The organism is Flavobacterium sp. A45 (assembly GCF_002001005.1).
In the GTDB taxonomy this organism is placed as follows: Bacteria; Bacteroidota; Bacteroidia; order Flavobacteriales; family Flavobacteriaceae; genus Flavobacterium.
Genome location: NZ_MUNX01000047.1, coordinates 1 through 19098 on the forward strand (window position 1 = coordinate 1; position 19098 = coordinate 19098).

General features: G+C 34.6%; 16 protein-coding genes. 2 read left to right on the forward strand and 14 right to left on the reverse strand.

Annotation, left to right across the window (positions count from 1 at the left end):
- The first annotated feature begins 58 nt into the window (after window positions 1–58).
- Window positions 59–667 carry a hypothetical protein gene (locus B0E44_RS02540; RefSeq protein ID WP_077370637.1) on the forward strand — a complete coding sequence of 203 codons (609 nt, stop codon included), beginning with the start codon at window positions 59–61 and terminating at the stop codon, window positions 665–667.
- Between the two features lie 100 nt (window positions 668–767).
- On the opposite strand, the gene B0E44_RS02545 is transcribed toward B0E44_RS02540, so the two are convergent.
- The 6 genes from B0E44_RS02545 to B0E44_RS02570 form a co-directional block, all read right to left on the reverse strand.
- Window positions 768–1130: a nuclear transport factor 2 family protein gene (locus B0E44_RS02545; protein ID WP_077370638.1), complete on the reverse strand. Its 363-nt coding sequence runs from the start codon at window positions 1128–1130 to the stop codon at window positions 768–770.
- A 75-nt stretch (window positions 1131–1205) separates the two neighbouring features.
- Entirely contained in the window at window positions 1206–2114 is a 909-nt protein-coding gene (locus B0E44_RS02550; RefSeq protein ID WP_077370639.1) for a pseudouridine synthase, read from the reverse strand.
- Window positions 2115–2444: 330 nt separating this feature from the next.
- On the reverse strand, window positions 2445–3401 hold the full coding sequence (locus tag B0E44_RS02555; RefSeq protein ID WP_077370640.1) for a geranylgeranylglycerol-phosphate geranylgeranyltransferase: 957 nt from the start codon (window positions 3399–3401) through the stop codon (window positions 2445–2447).
- Between the two features lie 53 nt (window positions 3402–3454).
- Entirely contained in the window at window positions 3455–4393 is a 939-nt protein-coding gene (locus tag B0E44_RS02560) for a mevalonate kinase (protein WP_077370641.1), read from the reverse strand.
- Window positions 4394–4530: 137 nt separating this feature from the next.
- Window positions 4531–4725 (reverse strand): hypothetical protein, encoded by a 195-nt coding sequence (locus B0E44_RS02565; RefSeq protein WP_077370642.1) that lies wholly within the window; start codon window positions 4723–4725, stop codon window positions 4531–4533.
- Between the two features lie 42 nt (window positions 4726–4767).
- Window positions 4768–5850: a diphosphomevalonate/mevalonate 3,5-bisphosphate decarboxylase family protein gene (locus tag B0E44_RS02570; protein ID WP_077370643.1), complete on the reverse strand. Its 1083-nt coding sequence runs from the start codon at window positions 5848–5850 to the stop codon at window positions 4768–4770.
- Window positions 5851–6153: 303 nt separating this feature from the next.
- Between B0E44_RS02570 and B0E44_RS02575 the strand changes: the two genes are divergently transcribed.
- Entirely contained in the window at window positions 6154–6630 is a 477-nt protein-coding gene (locus B0E44_RS02575) for a TspO/MBR family protein (RefSeq protein ID WP_077370644.1), read from the forward strand.
- Window positions 6631–6680: 50 nt separating this feature from the next.
- On the opposite strand, the gene B0E44_RS02580 is transcribed toward B0E44_RS02575, so the two are convergent.
- The 8 genes from B0E44_RS02580 to pgmB form a co-directional block, all read right to left on the reverse strand.
- Window positions 6681–7433 (reverse strand): hypothetical protein, encoded by a 753-nt coding sequence (locus tag B0E44_RS02580; protein WP_077370645.1) that lies wholly within the window; start codon window positions 7431–7433, stop codon window positions 6681–6683.
- Between the two features lie 89 nt (window positions 7434–7522).
- Window positions 7523–8731 (reverse strand): NAD(P)/FAD-dependent oxidoreductase, encoded by a 1209-nt coding sequence (locus B0E44_RS02585; RefSeq protein WP_077370646.1) that lies wholly within the window; start codon window positions 8729–8731, stop codon window positions 7523–7525.
- 206 nt (window positions 8732–8937) lie between these two features.
- Window positions 8938–9651 carry a glycerophosphodiester phosphodiesterase family protein gene (locus B0E44_RS02590; RefSeq protein WP_254423233.1) on the reverse strand — a complete coding sequence of 238 codons (714 nt, stop codon included), beginning with the start codon at window positions 9649–9651 and terminating at the stop codon, window positions 8938–8940.
- A gap of 251 nt (window positions 9652–9902) precedes the next feature.
- Window positions 9903–11582, reverse strand: coding sequence for an alpha-amylase family glycosyl hydrolase (locus tag B0E44_RS02595; RefSeq protein ID WP_077370647.1), 1680 nt, complete (start codon window positions 11580–11582; stop codon window positions 9903–9905).
- Window position 11583: 1 nt separating this feature from the next.
- Window positions 11584–13971 carry a TIM-barrel domain-containing protein gene (locus B0E44_RS02600; RefSeq protein WP_077370659.1) on the reverse strand — a complete coding sequence of 796 codons (2388 nt, stop codon included), beginning with the start codon at window positions 13969–13971 and terminating at the stop codon, window positions 11584–11586.
- Between the two features lie 172 nt (window positions 13972–14143).
- Window positions 14144–15982: a glycoside hydrolase family 13 protein gene (locus B0E44_RS02605; protein WP_077370648.1), complete on the reverse strand. Its 1839-nt coding sequence runs from the start codon at window positions 15980–15982 to the stop codon at window positions 14144–14146.
- Between the two features lie 62 nt (window positions 15983–16044).
- Window positions 16045–18339, reverse strand: coding sequence for a glycoside hydrolase family 65 protein (locus tag B0E44_RS02610; RefSeq protein WP_077370649.1), 2295 nt, complete (start codon window positions 18337–18339; stop codon window positions 16045–16047).
- A gap of 85 nt (window positions 18340–18424) precedes the next feature.
- Entirely contained in the window at window positions 18425–19084 is a 660-nt protein-coding gene (gene pgmB / locus B0E44_RS02615; RefSeq protein ID WP_077370650.1) for a beta-phosphoglucomutase, read from the reverse strand.
- Window positions 19085–19098: the final 14 nt, after the last annotated feature.

Genomic DNA, 19098 nt, shown 5'->3' on the forward strand with positions numbered 1-19098 from the left:
TCATTTTATCGATTATTTAAACTTATTGTAAATAAAATTGCTTGATAAAAGATAGAACATGACCCCCATTTTACTTCTTCAACTACGAAGCATTATCACTTCACCATTAATTTCAATATTTTGTAAAAAATTTGAAGAAAATGAAATAGTTTTAAAAAAATCTATTGATGCCAGTATTTGCACAGTTCTTATTGGTCTCGAGAACGTAATGAGCAACAGTATATTATTTGACAAAATTATTGACTCTGTCACTTTTACTGAATTTTACAAAACTACAGAATTTGAAAACGGGAAAATTTCTTCAATAAATTACTCTTTTGAACAAGAAGGCTTCATTCCACTGAATTTAATTTTTTCCAACAAAAAAAGTCGTATATCCGAAATGATATCAAATGAAGTTGGCATTAAAAGTGAAACAGCTGGAGCTATTCTAAATTTTTCAGTCATGTTGATATTATCTTATTTTGTAAATGAACGACAAAAATCTACAATTATTCAAAACGATTTAAATTCACAAAAAAAAGTGATCCTATACAATGTTCCAGAAGGCATTAGAGTACTTCTCGGATATTCCAATTTTGAATATGAAGCAACATACACCGATTCGAGTACAGCAATAAAAACAAATTCAAAACCACATTTCTTAAACAAAATTTTCAAGTTCTAAATAACACTTCTCTATATTATTTTAGAAAAACAAACCCAATTCTTTTTGAAGAAATCAATGTTTAAGCAAAATATCTATAGTTTCATTTTGCGATCAATTACTATCCATGATACACTCTTGAAGCTATAATTTTATCTTCTTTAACCACAAGAACCTCCGCGACAAGCATATCATCTTCACCCTCTACAGAACGTATGTATTCCATAAAAACCCGATCTGCATTGGCTGTTAGTGAAGTCACTTTATAATGCAGACTTGGCAATCGGTCAAAAGCATCTTGCCACCAGGAACTTAAAGCCTCTTTTCCAGTTACCAAACCTTGTGTTTCAGGTTTACGAATTTTTAATTTTGGACTAAAATGTTCCGCTTCATCATCATAAAGAGATAATAATTGTTCCAAATTATGATTATTAAATGCCTCAAACCATTTGAAAGCTATTGATTGTAATTTTTCTGCTGTCATTCTGTATGCTTTTAAAATTAAAAAATCCCTTTACATTTTGTCATGAAAGGGATTTTGAAGTTATTTCTAAAAAAATTATACGTTCTTCAAATTGATAATTTCCTGTTCTGTCAGTAGTCTCCAATTTCCTCGTGGCAAATTTTTCTTGGTTAACCCTGCAAAGGCAACACGGTCAATTCTCAATACATCATAACTGAAATTTTCAAATATAGAGCGTACAACTTTTACGTTTGCAGATCTTAATTGAATTCCTATTTCGCTTTTGGCCTCACCATCAATATAACTCACATCTTCTACAAAAACGCGGTGTCCGTCAAGTACGAGTCCTTTGTTTATTTTCTCTAAATCCTCAAACTTTAAGTTTTTATCTAACGAAACCTGATAAATCTTGGATGATTTTTGACTTGGCAAAGTAAACTTACGAATCATATCGGTGTCGTTTGTAAACAATAAAAGACCCGTTGTATTTTTATCCATTCTGCCTATCGGAGCAATTTTGGAAGTGGTAGAACCTTTAACCAATTCTAAAACATTTCTGAATTCTTGCCCTTCATCAAGTGCAGTGGTAAAATTTTTAGGTTTGTTTAAAAGTATGTACACCTTTTTCTCAGGAGTTAAAACGGCACCGTCAAAATTTACTACATCTCCCGGTTTTACCATATACCCCATTTCGGTAACTGGAATTCCGTTTACTTTTACATTTCCTGACTGAATATAAATATCGGCATCACGTCTTGAGCAGGTTCCTGAGTTTGAGATGTATTTATTCAAACGAATTTCATCTTTTACTTTAGGTCTCTTTGGCGCTTGATTAGGTTTTTTTTCTACTTTATTTGCTTCTGCTTCTGCAACTTTAGTGTTTACTTTTACTTTTTTTGGCCCTTGTGCCCTTTTTTGCATCGCAGGTTTTGGCTTATTGGAACTTGGTCTAGAACTAGTTGGTCTAGCGCCACTTCTTTTATTATTGCCTTCCTTATTGTTCATAATATTCTATAATTTGGTGCAAAGATACTATTTATATCATTGAGAAACGATTTTTGATAATTAGAAAAAGATAACTACTTAATTTAATGCCTTTTAAAACATTATAGATTAGCCTTTAATATGATTTCGAATGTTATAATAACAAATATGCCATATCTTTATCTTTAGCCCCGATTACTTCACTTAACTTCTATTTCCAGCGGAGTTCAGTGAACTTCGTTTGAAGTGAAAATCCTTTTTGTTTTTCTTTAAAACAAAAAGATTGTAACGAATAGCGGGAACCATGCTTCCCGAAAAGGCCTAATTTTTTTGCTTCAAAATTACATCCACCTAAATCGTCATTAATACTTTTTTTCCGTGCCATAACACGCTAGGATTGATAAGTACAATACAAAAAACGCCTGACACAATAAGGAATTTCAAAACATTGTGGAGTAAAACATACTGCTCTTTGGATTTCCATTTCCACAGATACAGTAAGAAAAAAATCATGATTATAAAACCAAAATAAAAGTAAATATCCATATAACCGACATCATATACATTAATCAAAAAATAAACTGGTATAATAGTCAATAATGCCAAGGCTGTAATTATTTTTTTAGAAACTGGCTCCCCGTAAATAATCGGAATGGTTTTGTAATTATTAGCAAAATCTCCTTTTAAATTTTCTAAATCCTTTATCATTTCCCGGATTAAGATTAACAAGAATAAGAAAGCGCCATGAGAAAGTATTACCGCAAGTTTACCGCTATTGCTTTCGATTTCATACAAAGGCATTTTTAAATAGTAATACAATAGGATTCCGAAAAAAGGAAGAACGGCCAAAAATGCAGCCATTAAATTCCCGATTAGAGGATATCTTTTAATTTTATGAGAGTAAAACCAAATTAAGAAGATATAAGCTGAGTAGAATAAAACTGCTCTAAAAGAAAGAAAAAAGGCTATGAGAGCTACAAAAAAATTAAGACTGAAATAGACCTGCAGTTTGGTTTTCTGACTCACTAAACGGTCCAATTGTGATTTATTCGGACGATTAATTAAATCCTTTTTACTGTCATAAAAACTATTGATAATATAACCCGAAGCAATAGTCAGACTTGAACACAACACAATAATAAATAGACGAAAATCCAATAATATTGACAAGGCTCTCTGCTCTGGTGCCAGTATGAAAATAGCTGATAAATATTGTGCTAATGCTATAATGGGAATATTATAGCCTCTTACAACAGAGAATAAACTGATGATTTTCCATATAAATAGTTTATGCTTTCTGCTTAACATGGAACTGGTTTAGAATTTATAATGGCTGTTTATTAATTTCTTTATACTAAATATTAAAACTGATAAACGACTTCCAATTTAAAATCTTTCAATGATGCTTTTGCTCTCTCTAAATCTTCGGTAAATCCTAAAATATAACCGCCGCCTCCAGAACCACACAATTTCAAATAATAATCATTTGAATCGATTCCTTCCTGCCAGATTCCATGAAACTGTTCAGGAATCATTGGTTTGAAATTATTAAGAACAACTTTAGACAGTTGTTTCGTGTTTTCGAATAATGACTTTATATCGCCTCCTAAGAAATTATCTACACAAGCATCTGTATATTTTACAAATTGATTTTTCAGCATGGTACGGAAACCTTGGTCTTTTAGATTTTCCATAAAAATGTTAACCATTGGAGCCGTTTCACCTACAATCCCTGAATCTAATAAAAACACTGCTCTTTTTCCGTCAAGACTTTGAGTAGGAATTCCTGTAGCTTCAATATTATCTTTTGAATTTATTAAAATCGGAATACTCAAATAACTGTTCAATGGATCAAGCCCAGAACTTTTTCCGTGAAAAAAGCTCTCCATTTGGGAAAAAACAGTTTTAAGCGTCAATAATTTTTCACGCGTTAAATTCTCTAAAACCGTAATTTTATTTTGTGCATATTTATCATAAATAGCCGCTACCAAAGCACCGCTGCTCCCTACCCCATATCCTTGCGGAATGCTGGAATCAAAATACATTCCGGTTTGAACGTCATTATTTAAAGTATCTAAATCGAATGTCACCAAATCCGGCTGCTCTTTTTGCAGTTGCTCCAAATAAACAACAAAACGCTTCAAATGTCCATTTGACTGTATCGCTTCGTCCGAAGGATTTTCATCTTTCTTCAAAGCTCCGTTATAAAAATTATAAGGAATTGACAGCCCTTTAGAGTCACGAATGATTCCGTATTCTCCAAAGAGTAATATTTTTGAGTAAAATAAAGGTCCTTTCATTTGGGATATTTATTGTTTTTTATAGGTCAAATGTAATTCGCAAAGAGCAATTTAGTTTTTAATTAATATCGTTTTTGCTAATTTCATGTGTGTGTTTAAATTATCAATTTGGGATTGGTAATTGGTATTGCTGTTTTTTAAAAATCGACTACATCTCCACGATTTTCATTTTGTATTCCTATGTTAATTTCTTCCTGCTGTTCGGGCGTTAACTCTTTCCAGACTTCTTTTTCTCTGTCTTCAAAAACAGCCTTAATTTTCTTCAGAATATCAATATCCTTAGTCTTTACTATCTTCTTGATTAATTCCAATTTTTCGGCATTCAAGTCCATAATTACAAAATCAATTAAGAACTAAAGATACAAAAAAAAGGATTACCCCAACAAAGCTCCGTTTCCGATTTCGTCGCAAAGGTACTGACCATTTTGGCAATAGCCAACTAATTCGGCTTTAATAAATTGCATCACTTTTTCTTTTACTTCATTCGGATACAAAACATGTACGTTGGCCCCAGCATCCAAAGTAAAACAAACAGGGATTCTAGTTTCATTTCTAAATTTCCAAATCGCATTTATAATCTGCAATGTATTTGGTTTCATCAAAATGAAATATGGCAACGAAGTCATCATCATTGCATGCAGAGTCAAAGCCTCGCTTTCTACAATTTTAATAAATTCTTTCAGATTTCCGTTTTCAAAAATAGGAATCAGTTTGTCTAGATTTTCATGTGCTTGGGCAAATCGCCTTTCGGCAAATGGGTGGTCGTGCATCAAATCATGACCTACAGTACTGGAAACTTGTTTTTCCCCTTTATCAACAAGCAGAATCGTGTCTTGAAAATTTTTGAAAGTATCATGTATCGCATACGGATATTCTACACCATATAAATCGGTACTCCCTTTTATATTGGCTTGATTTCCCCAAACAACTACTTGACCTTTTACGCTTCGGCAGGCACTTCCTGATCCTAGTCTTGCCAAAAATGAGGCTTTACTAAGAAAATAATCTTCGGTCATGTCAGGATACAACGCTTTTTCCAAACTCATGAAATTCATTGCTAAAGCCGCCATTCCGGATGCCGATGAAGCTATTCCAGAACTATGGGGAAAAGTGTTTTCGGTATCAATTGTAAAATGATAGTCTTTCAGAAACGGTAAATATATTTCAACTCGCTCCAAGAATTTTTGGATTTTTGGTTTGAAATCTTCTTTTGGTTTTCCTTCAAATAATAAGTCAAAAGAGAAATTGCCATCGTTTTGTTTTTTGGCGAAAGCCAAAGCAGTAATCGTTTTACAGCTGTTCAATGTAAAACTAACCGATGGATTTGCCGGAATCTGATTCGGTTTTTTTCCCCAGTACTTTACCAAAGCAATATTACTCGGTGCACTCCAAGAAAAATTTCCTTGGTCTATTGAATGGCTATATTTTGATGGTATAAAATCGTCAGCTTCAAACATAAATAGTAATTTTCGGCAAAGATACTTTTTTTGTTAAATCGTACAGCAAACAAATGCGTTTAAAAAATGACCGCAGATTCGAAAATTAGTCTCTTGAAAAGTTGAATTTTCTAATTTTAAAAAAAAATAATCTGCGGTGTTTTAGCTGGAAACTATTAATTTAATTGATGAGAATATTAATTAAAATCTGCGAATCTTCGGTAAAATAGTTCACGAGCTTAACCTTGCAAGAATCGTTTATTCTTTTATTTGATAATCCTTCGAAAGTTTTAAGTAATTTTGGCTTCGCTAAAATCATACGAAATGAATAAGATTACCCGAATATTATCTATTGTTGTTACTTGCCTAGTTGTGGGCTATTTTTCTGGAATAGTTACCCGATCTGCTATAACAACTTGGTATCCCACATTGATTAAGCCAAGTTTTAATCCGCCCAATTGGGTTTTCGCCCCTGTTTGGAGTATGTTATATATTATGATGGGACTTGCAGCAGGGCTGGTTTGGAACAGAATTGATTCCGAAAAAGAAGCCGTTAAAAAAGCACTGCTTTTTTTCGCCATTCAACTGGCATTAAATGCTTTGTGGTCGTATTTATTTTTTGGTTTAAAAAACCCAATGTTGGCTGGTTTAGAAATCATTATCCTATGGTTGATGATTTATGAGACCTACATTCAATTTGCCAAAATCAACAAAATTTCGGGTTATTTATTTATTCCCTATTTACTATGGGTAAGTTTTGCGACGGTTTTAAACGCGAGTATTTGGTGGCTGAATCGATAGTTGACAGTGGTCAGTTTTTAGTAATCAGTCAGTATTATATTCTAATGAATTTATTTCTCAGCATTATTTAGTTTTTGGAACTCAATGTTTTTTGCTAATAAAAAATCCATCATGCTGAGTACATTATGATGCTCAATCAGTGCTTTTGATTTAGGATCGGTATCGCAAAATTGAAGAAAAAGATCAATCTCATCAGGTTTTAATTTTAAAGTTTCAAGATAGAATTTTTCATCACAGGTGTTTTTTGCCAATACTGCAAATTCAATTTCCGGAGGAGCTTCTTTTTCTGGTTCTTTTTCTTTTGAAAATAAATCTAAAATCTTTTTGCCAATCGCAATAAAGTTCATTCCATTATCTATATTTCCTTCATAAACAGTTCGCTTTTTTATAGATTCAACCGAGTTTATTACGTCAATTTCATCCCGCTTCCCTTGTTCGTATTTCTTATCTTTATTAAGTTTAATGCTGTGTGTTTTTTCAACTACAACCTCATCTAACTCTTCGGGTTTTTTGATCATTAAAACTTGCAGATTGCTCTGTCCAATTTGTTCTTTAGTCACTTTCAGCCTTTTCAAATAATAATCTTTAGCATAAAAAAGCAGACTGTCATTAGCTTTAACAGTAACTACAAATTCACCTTTATCGTTCGTTTTGGTACTTTTTTGAGAATTTTTATTGATGACATCCACGTTTTGCAATAAGAAATTGTCTGACGAAACTACTCCTTTAAGAAGCTTTTCTGTTTGTGAAAAAGCAAATTGATATGCAAATAAGGACAATACCAAAAGTAATTTTACTTTCATAAGTAAGAATTTTTTGAAAGTAAATATATTCTAATACTCCCTAAAAAAAGCTTATCGATGATGTAAATTTTTGTTAATTAATTCTTTTACTAAATAGCATTCGCCACAATAAATCCGCTTGTCCAGGCATTTTGAAAATTAAATCCGCCTGTAATGGCATCAATATTTACAATTTCACCAGCAAAATAGAGATTTTCATGCAATTTGCTTTCCATGGTTTTGAAGTTGATTTCTTTTAAATCGATTCCGCCAGCAGTTACAAACTCTTCTTTGAACGTACTTTTGCCATTGACTTGAAAAGTGCTGTTTGTTAATTGATTTACTAAATTTTGCAATTGCACTTTGGACAAATCGGCCCATTTAGTTTCAAGTTCAATATTAGATGCTAGAACCAAACTTTCCCAAAGACGATTTGGAAAATCAAAAGGTGATTTTTTGGAAACCGCTTTTTTGGCGTGTTCCTGTTTTAATGTTTTTAGAATTTTCTCGGTGTCTTCAGCATCGACATCGTTGAGCCAATTCACATAAATGGTAAACTGATAGTTTTTATCGAATAAAATTCGCGCTCCCCAAGCTGATAATTTCAAGATTGCAGGACCGCTCATTCCCCAATGTGTGATTAACAATGGCCCTGACGAAACCAATTTGGTGTCTTTTACCTTTACCGTAACTTGAGCCGCTACACCAGGTAATTCTTTAATTCGGGAATCTTTTATATTAAACGTAAATAAGGAAGGAACGGGACTCACAACTGCATGACCTTGCTGTTGCAACATTTCCCAAATTTTCGGGTTACTTCCTGTTGCAAGAACCAATTTCTCTGCAATATAATTTTCGTTCTGCGTTTCCACTTTCCAAAAATTGTCTTTTTTGAAAATGGATTGAACGCTTTGTCCTGTGAGCACCATAATCCCAAGTTTTTGGGTCGCTTTCACAAAACAATCAATTATGGTTTGCGAGGAATTCGAAACTGGGAACATTCTCCCATCCTCTTCAATTTTTAACTCTACTCCATGTTTTTCAAACCATTCTATTGTATCACCCGAACAAAATTGATGAAAAGGACCTCGCAATTCTTTTTCGCCTCGCGGATAAAATTTTACCAATTCATTAGGCTCAAAACAGGCATGCGTCACATTGCAGCGTCCTCCTCCGGAAACGCGAACTTTCCCTAACACTTCAGCTCCTCTTTCGAGAATGGCGACTTTAATTTTCGGATTTTTCTCCACGATATTAATAGCAGTAAAAAAACCAGCAGCGCCACCGCCTACAACGAGTATGTCAAAATTTTGATTCATGATTGTGAAATAGAATTGGAATGCAAAGGTAAGTTTTTGAAGGGATAACCGCAGATTAGCAGATTATATTTTGAAAACTAGCCGGCCTATGTAAATTCCATGATTGAGAGACGGCACACGGATGACACTGATGAAACAGATTAGTTCGGATTTTTAAATTTTAGAAATCAGTGTAAATCCGTTTAATCTGTAAAATCTGTAGGCTATTAAATCCTCTCCAAAAAATCGGTGATTATGCCATCGACTTTAAATGATTTCATTCTTTCAACATCTTCTATTTCATTTACTGTCCAAGGGAAAACCTGAATTCCTTTCTCTTGAATTTTGGCAGTATATTCATCGGTCAATAATTGAAAATCGGGATGTATGGCTTCGGCTTTCATGAATCTGGAGAAGGAAATGGCTAGATCCAAATCGGTTTCTGTTAAAACTCCAATTCGGATATTTTCATTTAAAAACCGAACTTGTTGCAAAGTATTCCAATCAAAACTCGAGACTATAAAATGAGTTTGATTCCAATTTTTGTTTGAAATATAATGCTCAATTAATTGCACCACTTTCTCGGCAGTATCCTGATTTTTCAATTCAATATTTACAAAACATCGTTGATTGACCAAATCCAAAACTTCTTCCAATGTTGGAATCGTATATTTTTCATTGATTTTAAAAGATTTTAGTTCCTGCAATGTCAATTGGTTTACGATTCCTTTGCCGTTTGTAGTTCTGTCTATGGTTTCGTCGTGGATTACGATTAAATGACCGTCTTGGCTTAGATGCACATCCAATTCGATGCCGTCTGCTCCCATTTCGATTGCCTTTTCGAATGAAATCAGAGTATTTTCGGGTTCGTAGCCTTTGGCTCCGCGATGTCCTATTTTCAGAATTTTATTCATTCTACTAAAATAAAAAAATGCCTTCATTTCTAAAGGCGTTTTGGTATAATTTATTTTTTTTAACCACATAGAAACATAGAATCATAGAATTTATAGTTTTTGGAAAGCGCTTGATAGTCGTTTCACTTCTCACATAGTCAATCTATGTGACCCGAGACCGAAGGGCGAACTGACGAAGTAAAAATATTGCTATTTCTATTCTTTCTTTAATGATTTACAATTTAATCTATGTTTCTATGTGGTTAATTTTTCATCGAACGAATTACACCGAACAGTTTTTATTTAATTAATTCCAACAGAACGATATCAAACTCACTGTCAACATTAACTTTTCCATTCAAAACAGTTGCCAGTTTACCAGAATAAGCATCCTTTACTTTGGCACCTTCCTTGAAAGTAGAACCCACAGGAATTTCCTTTTTCCCGATAACCAAATCCAATCCGATTACGACTGTGTCAGAATAATTTCCTCTTGTAAAAGCTCTCGAACACACATACGGTTTTGATGAAATTTCGGTATTCACTCCCGCTCCCACAGCTGGATGATTTCTTCTAAACTGCCCTAGTTTTTGCCAATGCAAAAGGACTTTTTGAGTTTCGGGATTGGTTTTTAAATCGTTCCAATTCATCAAAGAACGCAATGTTGCATCGCCTTGAGTTCCTTCTATAACTAGAGATCTAGCAGATTCATCGCCATAATAAACCTGTGAAATTCCCGGGGACAATAATAATTTTGTTCCTGTTTCGATGCTTTTGGTGCGTTTCCCATCAAAAGGGCCTCCATCATCGTGAGATGACAAATAATTCAATACGCTGTGGCCTTTCAATTGATTATTAAGCAAATCTGAATATTTTGAAAATAAAGTGGAATAGTCTTTTTGGGCATCGCTTTTGAATTCAAAATTAATCATAGCCGTAAAACCATTCTCGTAGTAATTCACTTTTTTATCCCCAAAGTCGAATAATTGTCCGCTGCTGATATTGTAATTATAGACTTCGGCAATGGTGTAAAATGGATTATTGTCCAAAACTTGGGTTGGATTTTTCTTTTTCCAATCGGCAAATGCAAAATCACATTCGGTTTTGAAATCTGCCCAAACGCTTTCGTCAGTATGTTTAACCGTATCGGCTCTGTATCCGTCAATTCCAAACTCGGTGATATAATCCGTCAACCATTTTATGATGTAATATTTTGGTGTTCTTGGATAGCCCGTTCTTTTGAAAAAATCATCCAATGAAGCCACTTCTTTTTCATATCTTCCTTCTGCTTTCCATTTTTCTATTAAAAAAGGAGGCAGCTCAACGGCAACTTTGCTTTCCGTTTTTACATCGGGTAAATTGGCAACCAATGTGCAGGCGGTTGTGTTTTCGAAATTACTGTATTGGCATTTCGGTTCTGTACGAACCCAGCCTTCCGGCCAAACCGAATCGACAGGAGTAACTGGTCCAGTGTGGTTAATAACGCCGTCAAGCATAATGCGGATTCCTTTGGCGTGGGCTTTTTTTACTAATTCAGCCAAATCTTTTTTAGTTCCAAAATTTGGATCCAATGCCGTCCAATCTCTTGTCCAATAACCATGAAAACCATAACTGAAACCCGTTCCTTCATCAACTCCATCGTGAATTTGCTCTACAACCGGCGTAAACCAAATCACGTTGATTCCTAATTTTGTAAAATAACCTTCGTCAAGCTTTTGGATAATTCCTTTAAGATCCCCGCCTTCAAAACCACGAAGTTTTCCTGCAGTTTTGTTTCTGCTATAATTTACATCATTCGATTTATCTCCGTTATTAAAACGGTCGGTCATCAAAAAATACAAATTGGCTCCTTCCCATACGAAAGGCGTTTTCTCTGTTTTTACTTTCGAATTTGCTTTCGATTGTTTTTTTGTTTGAGCTACCGTCAATGTTGTAGCCAGTAAAACACACAACGACACTAATATTTTTCTATTTATCATCTTATAATTGTATTTTAATTTCGTTATCCAATCCTTTTTTCAATACTACCGGAATTTCAAGTGTATTAGCATTCATCTTAAATTCAACATTAGCACCATTTAGGGTAACCTTAGTTGGTTTTGCACTGATATTATGAACTAATAAAGTAACATTTTTATCTGTACTGGTAAATGATTTTCCAACAGTTGTATTCATTTTCAGTGTAATTACTTTGGCAGTTGAATTACTTGAAAAATTCAATATCTCGTATGCTCCTTTTTCAAAAGCATTTGGCGTCTGTCCGTCATCATTGTATAATTTTCCAGTACTTGAAGTTGCTTTTTCATCAAAATAAAAATGTAAATCAAAATTAGCCAACGAGTATTTTGTCGTATTTTGGATCGTTTTAATCATTGGGATAAAAGCGCCTCCGCGAACAAAAACCAGAATATTATCTGCCGAAACTGCAACATTCCCTGTAGCTCCACCTTCATGTTTCACGCCAGTATAGAAATCATACCAATTGTTACTTTTTGGAAAATAAACAGTCGTATTCGTAACTCCTGCTTTAGTAATTGGAGTCACTAAAAAGTCATTCCCCCACAAATAGGAATCGCAAGAATTCAATAGCTTTACATTGGTTGGCTCATCAAAAAATAAAGGACGCATCAATGGTAAACCTTCCTTATTGTTTTCGAAAGCTAAAGTATAATTATAAGGCAACATCTGGTAACGCAACTCAATTTGTTTTTTAGCTCTGGCCTTTGTCAAAATATCTTTATACACCGGCTCCGAAGGCACATCTTCCTGCGCGTGCGGACGATAAACCGGCTGAAAAACACCATACTGCAACCAGCGGACATACAATTCATTATCAAAATAATCTCCGGCAAAACCACCCAAATCCGAGTGCATATATGCCATTCCCTGCATACCCATTTGCAGTGCAATTTCAGGCTGTGATTGTAATCCTTCCCAAGAACGGCTCACATCACCAGACCACGGAATCATACCGTAACTTTGCGAACCCGAATACCCAGCTCGCATTAGAATAAAAGGGCGCACATTTGGAAAGTCGTTTTTATATCCTTCGTGAATCATTTTAGCCCAAGTATGCCCATAGATATTATGAACTTCATCAGCTTTCCCTTGTGCCGTAAATGCTGCTGAGGGGAATACTTCTGGCTCTCCCAAATCTCCCCACCAACCACCAACTCCTTGGTTGATTAAATCTTTATAAATATTCCAAAACCAAGTTTTCCCTTCGGGTTTAAAAACATCTACAAGTCCTGTATTTCCAAAATAAAAATCATATTTAAATGGATTTCCAGCATTGTCTGTCGCTAATACTTTTTTATCAACAGCTTCCTGCCATTTGCTTGAAGTTGTCAAAATAAAAGGCTCGGTAATCAATACAGTTTTGACTCCTTTGTTATTCAAATCGGTTATCATTTTCTTTGGATCGGAGAAATTTTCTTTGTCCCAATCCAAATTCCCCATCGTTCCTTGAACGGTTTTTCCAAACCAATACAAATCAAGAATTATTGCATCTACGGGGATTTCGTCTTTGATGTATTTGTCAATCGTTTTGGTTACTTCTTCTTGGGTATGATATCCAAATCGGCTCGAAAAATTTCCCAGAACCCAACGCGGGACAAGAGGCTGTCTTCCTGTGAATCCTGTATAATTCGAAGTCAAATCTACCCAAGAATCCCCAGCAATTACCTGATAGGTTTTTCTGCCTGAAATGGTTTCATAAACCAATGAATTATCTTTTTTGCTGTCTAAATCCAAATAACCGATAGCTCCATTATCAAAATGTACCGCATAAATTTTGGAAGACATTACCAGCGGAATGGAGAAATTCATTTTTTTCGAATGCGTTCCATATCCATAATCGGCTTGGTTGTATAATTCTAAACGATTCCCGCGACGGTTCATTCCCAATGCGCGAGCTCCGGCACCATAAAGCGCTTCAGTTCCATCCAAATTAAACTCCAAAGTTTCTTTTGGCTGTTCTTTGCTCGAATTCTCTCTTCTTACATATCCGTTTTTCTCCGAAATCAACGGTTTGTTTTTGTACAAATAGCTAATTTGAAATGGGCTTTTTATAACAGAAACCGTTATCCCATTAGAAGAATAAGTAATTTCATTTTGCGTTTGCTTTACTTTAAAATCAGCTTTCGCAGGAGTCAAAACAACGGCATGCGAATTGGAATTCAATTTTTCGCCAATAGGCAAAAAAGTGGTCTCGACAATTTTATCGGAATAGGGTTTAATGAAATACTGTCCATCGGATGTTTTTATTTCCAAAGTATTTTGGACAACTTTATAACTTTCAAATTTCCTGTTTGCGTTTTGAGCAAAGGAGAAACTTGAAATTAAAAGAAATAGAATTATTTTTTTCATGGCTGGTTTATTTTTTTGAACCATTGTAAGGATTAAGTTTTGCTTATTCTCGCGAAGGCGCAAAGTCGCAAAGTTTAGAACCGATTTCTTTGCGTCTTCGCGTCTTTGCGAGAACTATATCTAGAAAGCCTAGCAAGAAACTTTAATAATCTTATTTTTTAAGGTTTAATTTTTACTTTAATTCTAAAATCAAAACGGATTTTCCTTCGATGGTGATATCGTTTTTCAAATCAATTGATTTTCCAGTAAGCACGTCGTTTCCTGTTTTATAATTGGCAATACTTTCCTGAAAACGATTGGTTGAAAAAGTTTTAGATTCTTTATTGTTATTGATAACCACCATAACCGATTTTGAATCGGTATATCTGAAATAGACGTACACATTGTTTTCTGGAATATAATGTTTCATTTTTCCAAAATGCACTGCGTCATTGGTTTTTCTCCAATTGAATAATTGTGCCGAGAAATCAAAAAACTGTTGTTGTTCAGCCGTTCTTCCTGCTTTTGCGAAAGCATTATTAGCATCTCCAGCCCAACCTCCCGGGAAATCCTGACGAATTGCTGCATCGCCATCTTTGTCTTTATTTCCTGCCATTCCAATCTCGGAACCGTAATAAATCTGAGGAATTCCACGAACTGTTGCCAATAATGTCATTGCCATTTTATATTTTGACAAATCTTTTTGATAAATTTCATTGAAACGGTTAGTATCATGATTTTCGACAAAAGTCATAATATTATTGATATTTGGATATAAAAAGTCATTGGTGAAATTCTCGTATACTTTTATCATTCCTTTATCCCACGCTCCTGCATCTTCATTAAAAATAACACTTGTTGCATCTTGTAAAGTAAAATCCATAACAGAAGGCAAGTAAGAATTGTAGTTTTGAATAGCCGCAATTTTACTGTCCTTTTGCCAATATGCCATTTGAGCCTGATCGTGCATCCAAACTTCCCCAACGATATTAAAATTTGGATATTCATCGGTTACGGCTTTGGTCCATTCGGCGATTCCTTTTTTGTCGCAATACGAATACGTATCTACACGGAAACCATCCAAATCGGCATATTCAATCCACCAAATTGCGTTTTGTTTCAAATAAGTATTTACCAATGGATTGGACTGATTCAAGTCGGGCATTGATTTTACAAACCAACCGTCCATACACATTTTGGCATCAATTTGAGACGCATTGGAATCAAACTGTGTTGTCATTCTGTAATTAGTTTGAGCATAACCTGGAAATTGGTGAATCCAATCATATGTAGGCAAATCTTTCATCATCCAGTGTTCGGCTCCCCAATGGTTTGTTACGTAATCCATGATTAATTTCATGTCGCGTTTATGCAATTCTGCAGAAAGCTGTACATACTCTTCATTGGTTCCGAAACGCGGATCAATTTTGTAAACATCTGATTGTCCGTAGGTATGGTACGAATAGGCTTTGTCATTATCCTCGCAAAGCGGTGTTGGCCAAAGTGCGGTAGCACCCAATTCTTTTATGTAATCCAAATGCTGAATCATACCAGCGATATCACCGCCATGTCTTCCGCCAGGAAGCGCTCTGTTTCCTTTTTCAGTAACTGATTTATCACTGTCGTTTTTAGGATTTCCATTGGCAAAACGATCGGACATGATCAGATAAATTAAATCGGAGGCATCATAACCTTTTCTTGAAGCTGAATTTTCTCTCCTTTGTTTTAGACTGTACTTTTTGGTGAAAGTGACTTTTTTGTTTTTAGAAAATGAAAAAACAAAATCTTGTGCCGTCACATTTTTAGTATCGATTGTAACAAAAAGGTAATTAGGGTTCTCCGTTTTTTTTACATCTTTGATAAGAATACTATTGGAAACCGTTACTTCATTTTCAGCAATATTTTTGCCATAAAACATAATCTGCAATTCCGGATTTTGCATTCCTGCATACCAAAAAGGAGGTTCAACTCTATCAATTTGAGCAAAAACTGATGTAGAGATAAAAACTAATAGAATAATTACTTTCTTCATTTCGCTTATAATTTAAAACCCTTTCGAAGTAATACTAAGAAAGGGTTTGTTATTGATCGTTTTTAGTTTTTTGGTTGAACCAAAACTGGAACGCCGTTTACAAAAACGGTTAATTCTTTGGTTCCTTCTAAGGACAATTTGGTTTCCTTATGATCAACCGCAATTTTCAAGATTTGATTTCTAAAATTGATTTTGAACGAATAACCACTCCATTCTTTTGGAATTTTTGGAGAGAAATGAAGTGCATCATTTTTTACTCTCATTCCACCAAATCCTTCAACAATACTCATCCAAGTTCCTGCCATCGATGTGATGTGGCAACCTTCTTCAACCTCTTTATTGTAATCATCAAGATCCAAACGAGAAGTTCTTAAATAAAAGGCATACGCCATATCCATTTTGTCTAGCAAAGCGGCTTGAATGGAGTGTACACAAGGAGAAAGTGAACTTTCGTGCACCGTAAATGATTCGTAGAAATCGAAATTACGTTCCAATTCGTCTTTAGTAAAGTGATCTTCAAAGAAGTAAAAACACTGCAACACATCGGCTTGTTTGATATAAGGCGAACGTAATACACGATCCCAAGACCACTTTTGATTGATTGGTCTTTGAGAACGGTCTAAATCTTTTACACGAACTAAATCTTTGTCCAAGAAACCGTCTTGTTGCAAATAAATACCCATTTCTTCCGATCTTGGGAAATACATATTACCTGCTACTTTATTCCATTCTTGCAATTCCGTTTCAGATAGTTTTACTTTTTCCATAATACGTTTATGGTCTGAAGGATATTCCAATGAAACTTTTTGAATTTGCTCATAAGCATAATCAATACACCATTTGGCAATATAATTGGTATAGAAATTATTGTTTATGTTGTTTTCGTATTCGTTTGGTCCAGTTACTCCCAAAATCATATACTGATTTTTGTTTTTGGAGAAAGAAGCTCTTTGGTGCCAAAAACGGGCAATACCGATTAAAACTTCCAATCCTTTTTCAGGAATATAAGAGTAGTCACCAGTGAAACGGTGGTAGTTATAAATCGCAAAAGCAATAGCTCCGTTTCTGTGGATTTCTTCGTGGGTAATTTCCCATTCGTTATGGCATTCTTCCCCATTCATGGTAACCATTGGGTACAAAGCAGCTCCATTTTTGAAACCCAAATTTACTTCCGCATTTTCAATCGCTTTGTCTAATTGATTGTAACGATACGTCAATAGATTACGCGCCACTTGTTGATCTTTTGTTGCCATATAAAATGGAATACAATACGCCTCAGTATCCCAATAAGTAGATCCACCGTATTTTTCTCCTGTAAATCCTTTTGGTCCAATATTCAAACGAGAGTCTTTACCTAAGTAGGTTTGATTCAATTGGAAAATATTGAAACGAATTCCCTGTTGTGCTTTTACATCGCCTTCAATTGTGATGTCTGACATTTCCCAAATTTTTGCCCATGCATCAATTTGGTCTTGCAATAATTGGTCGTAACCTTTTGCAAAAGCGGTATGAATAACATTTTCGGCTGCGGAAACGGTGTCAGTGTGATTTAACGAAACGGTATACCCACCAATTTTTTGGATACCGGATTTTTCTCCTTTTGCCACAATAACATCATAGTAAAATAAAATCTTATCTGCTTTTGTATCTACCGATGTTGGCGACAGATTTTGCTTTTCTCCTTTTGCAAAAATGGTATTCTGCATAAAAGTCGTTACTTTAAAATGCGTTTTGAAAGTTTGAGCCGTAACAAAAGCTTCATTCCCTGATTTTTTAACATCCAATGGCTCCCAGAATTTTTCATCCCAGTTTGCATCTTCATTGGTTACGCCTGCATCAATATATGGTTTATAAATGATTTTGGCATCTTTATTCAAAGGTGTGATTTCATAGTTAATTACACCTACTTCGTCTAAATCCAATGATAAAAAACGACGGACATCAACAGCAACTTGTGTTCCGTTTTTAAGAGTCGCCTGAAAAGAACGGTGGTACCAGCCCTCTTTCATATTCAATTCACGACGGTAATTTGAAACTTCGGTACAGGTATTCAAATCAAAATCTTCACCATTAATTTCAATATTAATTCCAATCCAATTTGGAGCATTTAATACTTTGGCAAAATATTTCGGGTATCCGTTTTTCCACCAGCCCACTTTTGTTTTATCCGGATAATAAATTCCCGCAATATAACTTCCTTGGAAAGTTTCTCCTGAATAATTCTCTTCAAAATTGGCTCTTTGTCCCATCGCACCGTTCCCAATGCTAAAAAGACTTTCAGAAGACTTTACCTGCTCTTTATCAAATCCTTCTTCGATGATAGACCAATTGTCTGGTTTTATATAATCTTGATTCATTTTTATTTAAATTTAAGGGTAAGGTTTGAAGTTCAAGAATAAAACACCTCTTTGCTTCATTCCTCTTTCACCTTATTTTTTTGTTTTAGTTGTTTATCAATAATTCCAAGAAAGTGGAATTCATTTCGGTAAAATCTTTAAAATTGTATTGTGCTTCATGCAACGTTTCTTCATCACCAATACCAATACTCATCATTTTGGCAATATTTGCGGCTTGAATTCCTGCTACAGAATCTTCAAAAACAATTGAATCTTCATTAGTTACATTCAACAAACGTGCTGCATGAAGAAAAACTTCAGGATCTGGTTTTGCATTAACGACATCATTCCCGTCAACAATAACATCAAAAAAAGGCAGAATTCCTGTTTTCTCAAGAATAGGTCTTGCATTTTTACTGGCAGAACCTAAAGCAATTGGTTGGTCATTCGCTTTTAAAAACTTTAAAACTTTCATCACTCCCGGCAAAATCTCAGTCTCATTCATATCTACCAGATAAGAAAGATAATCTTCGTTTTTTTGAATTAACCATTTGTCTTTATCCTCTTGTGTTGCTTCCACTTTTCCTAATTCCAAAATGATATCTAAGGAACGAACACGACTCACTCCTTTTAATAATTCATTATGTTCTAATGTGAAGTCAATACCTAACTCATTGGCTATTTTTTTCCATGCCAAAAAATGATATTTGGCAGTGTCAACAATTACACCATCTAAATCAAAAATAAAACCTTTTCTCTTTTTCATTATAATTCTGCTTT

Excerpts from the sequence above, each read along its gene's own strand:
- B0E44_RS02610 (WP_077370649.1), bottom strand. The coding sequence starts at position 18,339 with ATGAATCAAGATTATATAAAACCAGACAATTGGTCTATCATCGAAGAA.
- B0E44_RS02575 (WP_077370644.1), top strand. The coding sequence starts at position 6,154 with ATGAATAAGATTACCCGAATATTATCTATTGTTGTTACTTGCCTAGTT.
- B0E44_RS02585 (WP_077370646.1), bottom strand. The coding sequence starts at position 8,731 with ATGAATCAAAATTTTGACATACTCGTTGTAGGCGGTGGCGCTGCTGGT.
- B0E44_RS02565 (WP_077370642.1), bottom strand. The coding sequence starts at position 4,725 with ATGGACTTGAATGCCGAAAAATTGGAATTAATCAAGAAGATAGTAAAG.
- B0E44_RS02600 (WP_077370659.1), bottom strand. The coding sequence starts at position 13,971 with ATGAAAAAAATAATTCTATTTCTTTTAATTTCAAGTTTCTCCTTTGCT.
- B0E44_RS02540 (WP_077370637.1), top strand. The coding sequence starts at position 59 with ATGACCCCCATTTTACTTCTTCAACTACGAAGCATTATCACTTCACCA.
- B0E44_RS02550 (WP_077370639.1), bottom strand. The coding sequence starts at position 2,114 with ATGAACAATAAGGAAGGCAATAATAAAAGAAGTGGCGCTAGACCAACT.
- B0E44_RS02580 (WP_077370645.1), bottom strand. The coding sequence starts at position 7,433 with ATGAAAGTAAAATTACTTTTGGTATTGTCCTTATTTGCATATCAATTT.
- B0E44_RS02560 (WP_077370641.1), bottom strand. The coding sequence starts at position 4,393 with ATGAAAGGACCTTTATTTTACTCAAAAATATTACTCTTTGGAGAATAC.
- B0E44_RS02595 (WP_077370647.1), bottom strand. The coding sequence starts at position 11,582 with ATGATAAATAGAAAAATATTAGTGTCGTTGTGTGTTTTACTGGCTACA.
- B0E44_RS02570 (WP_077370643.1), bottom strand. The coding sequence starts at position 5,850 with ATGTTTGAAGCTGACGATTTTATACCATCAAAATATAGCCATTCAATA.
- pgmB (WP_077370650.1), bottom strand. The coding sequence starts at position 19,084 with ATGAAAAAGAGAAAAGGTTTTATTTTTGATTTAGATGGTGTAATTGTT.
- B0E44_RS02605 (WP_077370648.1), bottom strand. The coding sequence starts at position 15,982 with ATGAAGAAAGTAATTATTCTATTAGTTTTTATCTCTACATCAGTTTTT.
- B0E44_RS02590 (WP_254423233.1), bottom strand. The coding sequence starts at position 9,651 with ATGAAGGCATTTTTTTATTTTAGTAGAATGAATAAAATTCTGAAAATA.
- B0E44_RS02555 (WP_077370640.1), bottom strand. The coding sequence starts at position 3,401 with ATGTTAAGCAGAAAGCATAAACTATTTATATGGAAAATCATCAGTTTA.
- B0E44_RS02545 (WP_077370638.1), bottom strand. The coding sequence starts at position 1,130 with ATGACAGCAGAAAAATTACAATCAATAGCTTTCAAATGGTTTGAGGCA.